General features: G+C 35.5%; 7 protein-coding genes. All 7 read right to left on the reverse strand.

Features of this window, described 5'->3' with window-relative positions; genetic code table 11:
- Nucleotides 1–257: 257 nt before the first annotated feature.
- The 7 genes from ACC612_RS12690 to ACC612_RS12720 all read right to left on the reverse strand — a co-directional run bounded on the left by ACC612_RS12690 (nt 258) and on the right by ACC612_RS12720 (nt 5,080).
- Complete coding sequence (locus tag ACC612_RS12690) at nt 258–497, reverse strand: integrase (protein WP_371854938.1); 240 nt, start codon at nt 495–497, stop codon at nt 258–260.
- A 4-nt stretch (nt 498–501) separates the two neighbouring features.
- Nucleotides 502–1,173, reverse strand: coding sequence for a flavodoxin family protein (locus ACC612_RS12695; RefSeq protein ID WP_371854939.1), 672 nt, complete (start codon nt 1,171–1,173; stop codon nt 502–504).
- A gap of 352 nt (nt 1,174–1,525) precedes the next feature.
- Nucleotides 1,526–2,311: a helix-turn-helix transcriptional regulator gene (locus tag ACC612_RS12700; protein WP_371854944.1), complete on the reverse strand. Its 786-nt coding sequence runs from the start codon at nt 2,309–2,311 to the stop codon at nt 1,526–1,528.
- A gap of 308 nt (nt 2,312–2,619) precedes the next feature.
- A complete protein-coding gene (locus ACC612_RS12705; RefSeq protein ID WP_371854940.1) occupies nt 2,620–3,339 on the reverse strand; it encodes a hypothetical protein in 720 nt (239 codons plus the stop codon).
- A complete protein-coding gene (locus ACC612_RS12710; protein WP_371854941.1) occupies nt 3,336–3,551 on the reverse strand; it encodes a hypothetical protein in 216 nt (71 codons plus the stop codon). Before ACC612_RS12710 ends, ACC612_RS12705 begins: the two co-directional genes overlap by 4 nt.
- Nucleotides 3,552–4,062: 511 nt before the next feature.
- Nucleotides 4,063–4,230 (reverse strand): hypothetical protein, encoded by a 168-nt coding sequence (locus ACC612_RS12715; protein WP_371854942.1) that lies wholly within the window; start codon nt 4,228–4,230, stop codon nt 4,063–4,065.
- A gap of 13 nt (nt 4,231–4,243) precedes the next feature.
- Nucleotides 4,244–5,080, reverse strand: coding sequence for a HAMP domain-containing protein (locus tag ACC612_RS12720; RefSeq protein ID WP_371854943.1), 837 nt, complete (start codon nt 5,078–5,080; stop codon nt 4,244–4,246).
- Nucleotides 5,081–5,371: the final 291 nt, after the last annotated feature.

Here is a 5,371-nt window from a genome sequence, read left to right on the forward strand (position 1 = left end):
GATGGGATTTAGAAAATTAGCAAGTAGATATGAAAGGCTTAATGTGGTTTTCAAAGGACTATTAGATATTGCATGTTTCATCCTATGCTGGAAAAAGGTGTGAGGGAAGTTTTGAAACAGGCTCAATAAAATGGTAATGCTACTAATTTTAGTAGTTAGTAGCGAAATAAATAATATATATTAGTTATAAATAAAATTTGTATACTAATCAATAGTATTCTGCAACTTAGTAGCTTCTAGCTCATGAGCCATTTAATTCAAAATTTCCCCATAATCCTTCGATATTCATCCTTAGCCTGCTGTACTTTATTCAAATAATGCGCGCTTCCAACAGTTGCTGGTGCGCGGCCCTGAATGAAGTCAGCTAAACTTTCAGTCACACCTTCTTCAGTCATAAGGTTCAGATGCCATTTGCGGATGGCTTTTGCACAAACACACCCATGGCATATATTTTCAGTAAGATGATGAAATGTATACCTATTCTGTCCGTTCTGCAAGATATTATACTTTTTCGCATTCTGCTAGAGCTTTCTGCCTCTGCACAAACCTGGCTCCCATATCAAAGGCTTTTGCACAGTCCTGAGGAAAAACTTCTGCTCTTCTTTTTGCCTTCTCTGCGGAGTCAAATGTATAAATATACTTAGAATAGTCATCAAACTGATAGGTGTCAGTACTGTACATTGATTCTGAATATCCAAAAATTCGAGTTGATAATAATTCATTTAATTCAATAACCTTACGAAGACCAAGTACATCTAAAAATTCTTCCTTTGCACCCATCGTATAAATGTAACCTACTGGGATGTTTTTAGGATACAATGATACAGGGTTCGCAGAATAAACAAGATATGGAAATATATATCGCTCCATAAAAGACCTCATCTCGCCCGTAGAATTTCCAAGATAGATGGGCGATCCAAGTATTACTGCATCAGCATCTTTTAACTTCTCCAGCACATGTGTCAGCTGGTCCTTCATCGAGCATTTACCATAACTTATTCCGTCTTTTAGTTTACATGCAAAACAGCTTGTACACCCTTTAAAATTTAGATCATATAGATGAATTAGTTCTGTTTCTGCACCCTCTGAAGCTGCACCTTCTAGAGCTTTCTCAAGCAGAGTTGCAGTATTCCACTTTTTCCTGGGACTTCCATTTATTGCCATTACTTTCATGATTTTACCTCTGTTTTTTTCTTTTGGAACTTATGTTCTTGATTTATCCGAATGAATTCAATAATGAATTTTTCTTTATTTCAGGATAATTAACAATTCAAATTGGTAAATCAGCCTAGATAGACTAATAAATCTAATAAACTGGTCACTCTAATGTGTGTTTTATCCCTAAATCAATCCATCGATTTGGTTTATATTGTCGATGACATAAAATCAAAAGCAAATTTTCCCTATTATCCTTTGATATTCATCCTTAGCCTGCTGCACTTTATTCAGAGAATGAGCACTGACTACAGTCACAGATGTATGGATATGAATAAAGTCAGCCAAACTTTCAGTCACGCCTTCTATATCATATTTCAGTGATCAGTTCCGCATCTTTTAGGTAATAATCATGAAGATCTTTGCCCCATTTATGTGCTTCTGGATTGTAACATAACACCTGTTTGTTACTGAACTCCCCGTCCTTGTAAAGTAGCCTTAGTTGAAAACCAGTATCAACAACTGTGAGTGAAGAGATCATTATCTCATTTTTATAGATATATATTTTAACATTGTCACACGCAAGATAATATTTGCATACCTCATAATTTTCCTTAACGATTTTCCGAGCAAACTCTTCAGTAAGGATCAATGACACATAGGTTCCCTTCTTAGCCAATTGTTCTAAAATCAAAGGAGATGTCGGATGCATATAAGTCGATACAAAGTAAACAGCTTTGGACTTCATAGCTTTTTCAAAATGATCCTTATTCAATTCATGTGAATTGATGTGACTGGGTTCAAAAACAATTAAATCCTTTATTTCATGTAGCCTTCCAAGAAAAGGTTCCGGAATGCCATCTATCTTATGGTTTTTTAGATAATGACTGTGTTCATCCACAGTCTCAATCAAGCCCAAAAGAGGCGTCATTTTGTCAGCAAGGAGTTTTCCGATGTTTGTCAGTCCGTAAACATCATCTATTTGATAAAGAAGCTTTTGTTTTTTTAAGATTTTCATCTGCGGAAGTAATGCCTGTCTTGACGTATTCAAACAAGATAATATAAGACCCATTTCTTGTGGGCCATCCCTCAATAACAGAATTACTTTCGTTCTTTTTTCTGAGGTAAACAAAATGTCAAGCAACTCATCTTTCACCAAGGCAATCCACCAACTATATGATCTTTTTAGTGCAGGTTATAAGATCAAAAATTAACTAAATCCCAAATTATCAAGTATTCAATTTTACGCTTGTCTATTTTAAGTGCACGATCATTTAGGGACATTGGCTGTAGCAACGAATGCAAAAACAAAATTTACCCCAAATCCTTCGATATTCATCCTTAGCCTGTTGTACTTTATTCAAATAATGCGCGCTTCCAACGGTGACAGGTGCGCGGCCCTGGTTGATCAGCGCACTTTGGGTAACTTACCCCTGCTTGTCCGGAATATAGCCATTCGTAAATTTATTTGAGTTTTGAGAACAGATATGTATTGACCCATTGTGGTAACTGATTTTCATCTTTGATTTGAATTGTTCCATCGACATCTTTTTCTGCAACTAAGACTGCAGCATCATTCGAATTGTCAAATATATATGCTCTCCTGCATAGCTTTACAGCATCATATAAAAAATTGTTTGACTTTATGTACCGAGTTGTTATTTTGTAATCTGGAACGTCATGTTGTCCCTTTTCAACACGTTCTTTCACTCGTCCCTGGTTAATGGTACTATCTGATGTGCTTATAAAATAAAGATATAGTTCCCACTCTTTTTCTTTAGCCCGTTTCATGAATTCAATTTTAGATTCATGTGAAAATACTGTTTCAAAAGAAAACAAGTTGATATCCAAGTCAATTAGTTTATCTCGAATGAAATCCGCTGCCAATGAACCCAAATACGGGTTGTTTAAATCATTAATAAGGCAATTGTTTTCAAATTTGATATCTTGAATGTCAATTTTACTTATTGGGAACAGGGTTGAACCTAAAAGATGTTCTTTGAATTCTGAAATACTTGCATGAATTCCAAACTTTGAAAAATCAATAATCTTTGTAATATTAAGTTTGTCAGGATCAATATGTAATTGTTTATTTATTAACCACGGGTCATCTTCAATGAATTGTTTGACCAGAGTAGATTTACCTGACCCATTTGGACCCGCAAATATTCGAATCCGCTTCATAGTTTATACACACGTTTTTTTGGGACAACAAATGCATTTTCGAGTGTTTTTATTACTTCGACTCTACCATCTGGGAATTTCTTGACAATAGCATTACCCTGTTGGATTGTAATAGCTCTGCCATTTTTGAGAGCATCATTTGCTGCACGAGTTGTTGCCTTTCGTGCTATCTCTTCGATGTGTTTAGATTGCTCGCCATGTGACGATCTCACAAAGTTATTACATGTGGGTTGTGTACCGATTTGTTCAGGAAAGCTAGATTGAACATTGGATTTGGCTGTTTTTGACATGTAATTTCCTCATCGTTTCGGTAGATCCCATTATATTATTGTGTACATAAATAAGTTTGTTTTTATTGCATAAGTGAGTTGGTCGATTGTATCGAATACCAAAAATAGTCTAATAAATTGTTCATATATAAGGCCTATATAATGAATATGATTTAAACTACCATAGACCACTTCAGTCTTATTTTTTATTGTGATCGCTTCGAAGATGCAGTAGTAGCTACTCAAAAAGGAAACACATCAATAATCCTCTGAGATTCATCTTTAGCCAGGTGGTTTATTCAAATAGTACGCGCTTTCAACAGTAGTAGGTATGCGGCTCTGAATGAAATAATCCAAACATGGAGAATATACATTAAAAAACACAAAAGAAAGAAAAATGAAAGGCTTGAAAAAGCATCAATCTGATCAATGCAAAAAAAAGAAAAAAGAAAAGTCAAAGCATAGACATAGCTTTCTCAAATAATGCTATGTTCTCAGGCGAATCTGGCGCAGCTGTTGCTGCTGTCGAACTCATCTTTGTAATCATAGCGAGTTTAGTCTGCGCCTTAAGCCCTCCTTTTACTTTTGCTGCATCAAAATATGAAACTAATTTCTGACCCATTGCACTTACCACCTTACTTTGAATTTTTCTCAGCTTCACCTGAAAGGAATTCTATAGCTGCAAACACACTTTTCATGCCTTCGTTCAATTCGTAGATCTCTGATTTTGACTTTATTACAGGGAGTTCTATATCCAGTTCACCATTTGAGATATTTTCTGCAACCTTGGTGATGCTATTCAAGTCTTTAATAATCGTAAGTGAGAAGTAGAGAATTACTGAAGTGGCAGCGAGTATTGAACCAAACAGAACATAATATACCAAGGAACTTAAGAAATCCTGCTTCTGTTTGACAGTAGCTATATCAAAATCAACTCCAAGAACGCCTGCAACATTGCCATTAGAATCGTAAATTGGAGCATAACCTGTCATAAAAGTGCCCCATTCATCAGTGTATGGCTCTTCTGATACATGAGGCGCAGCTAATCCTTTCTTGATATCTTCAACTGGTGCATCCTCATAAAGCTGGTCAGCGTAAACGTCTATTACACCATCGCCAAGATAAGCACCATCCACAATAAACCGTGCGTTTCCTTGCTCATCCAATCTCATAACGTAAAGATAAGCGATTATATCACCGTTATCCCCTTGTAATTCGCCTAACTTTTGATAGATCTGCATAAACGCTTCATTTTCAGTAGCCTCCTTTCCCTTAATTTGGTACAGGAGATCCCCGTCAATCTGGCTTGACATTACTTTTGCAGTCAGGACCAATTCTTCTTTCATCTGATCAGTCAGAGCTGATTTTGCTTCCTGCACAGTAAACAGAAATGTTCCCATTGACACAAATATAATCAAAATCATGAAGCTGACAGTTAACTTTGTTCCCAAGCTATTGTACCATTTAACCATCTTTTACCTCTTTATAAAAATAACAATCTTATAGATATTATATTGTCCTGTATTTATATTAAATATTCTATATAAATGATGCGTTGATGAACAATCATGAGTTTTTTAGAATTAGGGTCCTCTGAGATTCCCTCTCTATTACAGCAATAATCATCCTTTTTTAGGACCTCATAGGTGTATAATGCCTCCCCTTATAAAAGTACAGTCCATCTGATTTTTAAATCAGAATTAAAGCAGAATAAAATCGTAATATTTATTGAGGAGGACGTATAATCCTCCTCTGTGATATAT

Source organism: Methanomethylovorans sp., assembly GCF_041447285.1.
In the GTDB taxonomy this organism is placed as follows: domain Archaea; phylum Halobacteriota; class Methanosarcinia; order Methanosarcinales; family Methanosarcinaceae; genus Methanomethylovorans.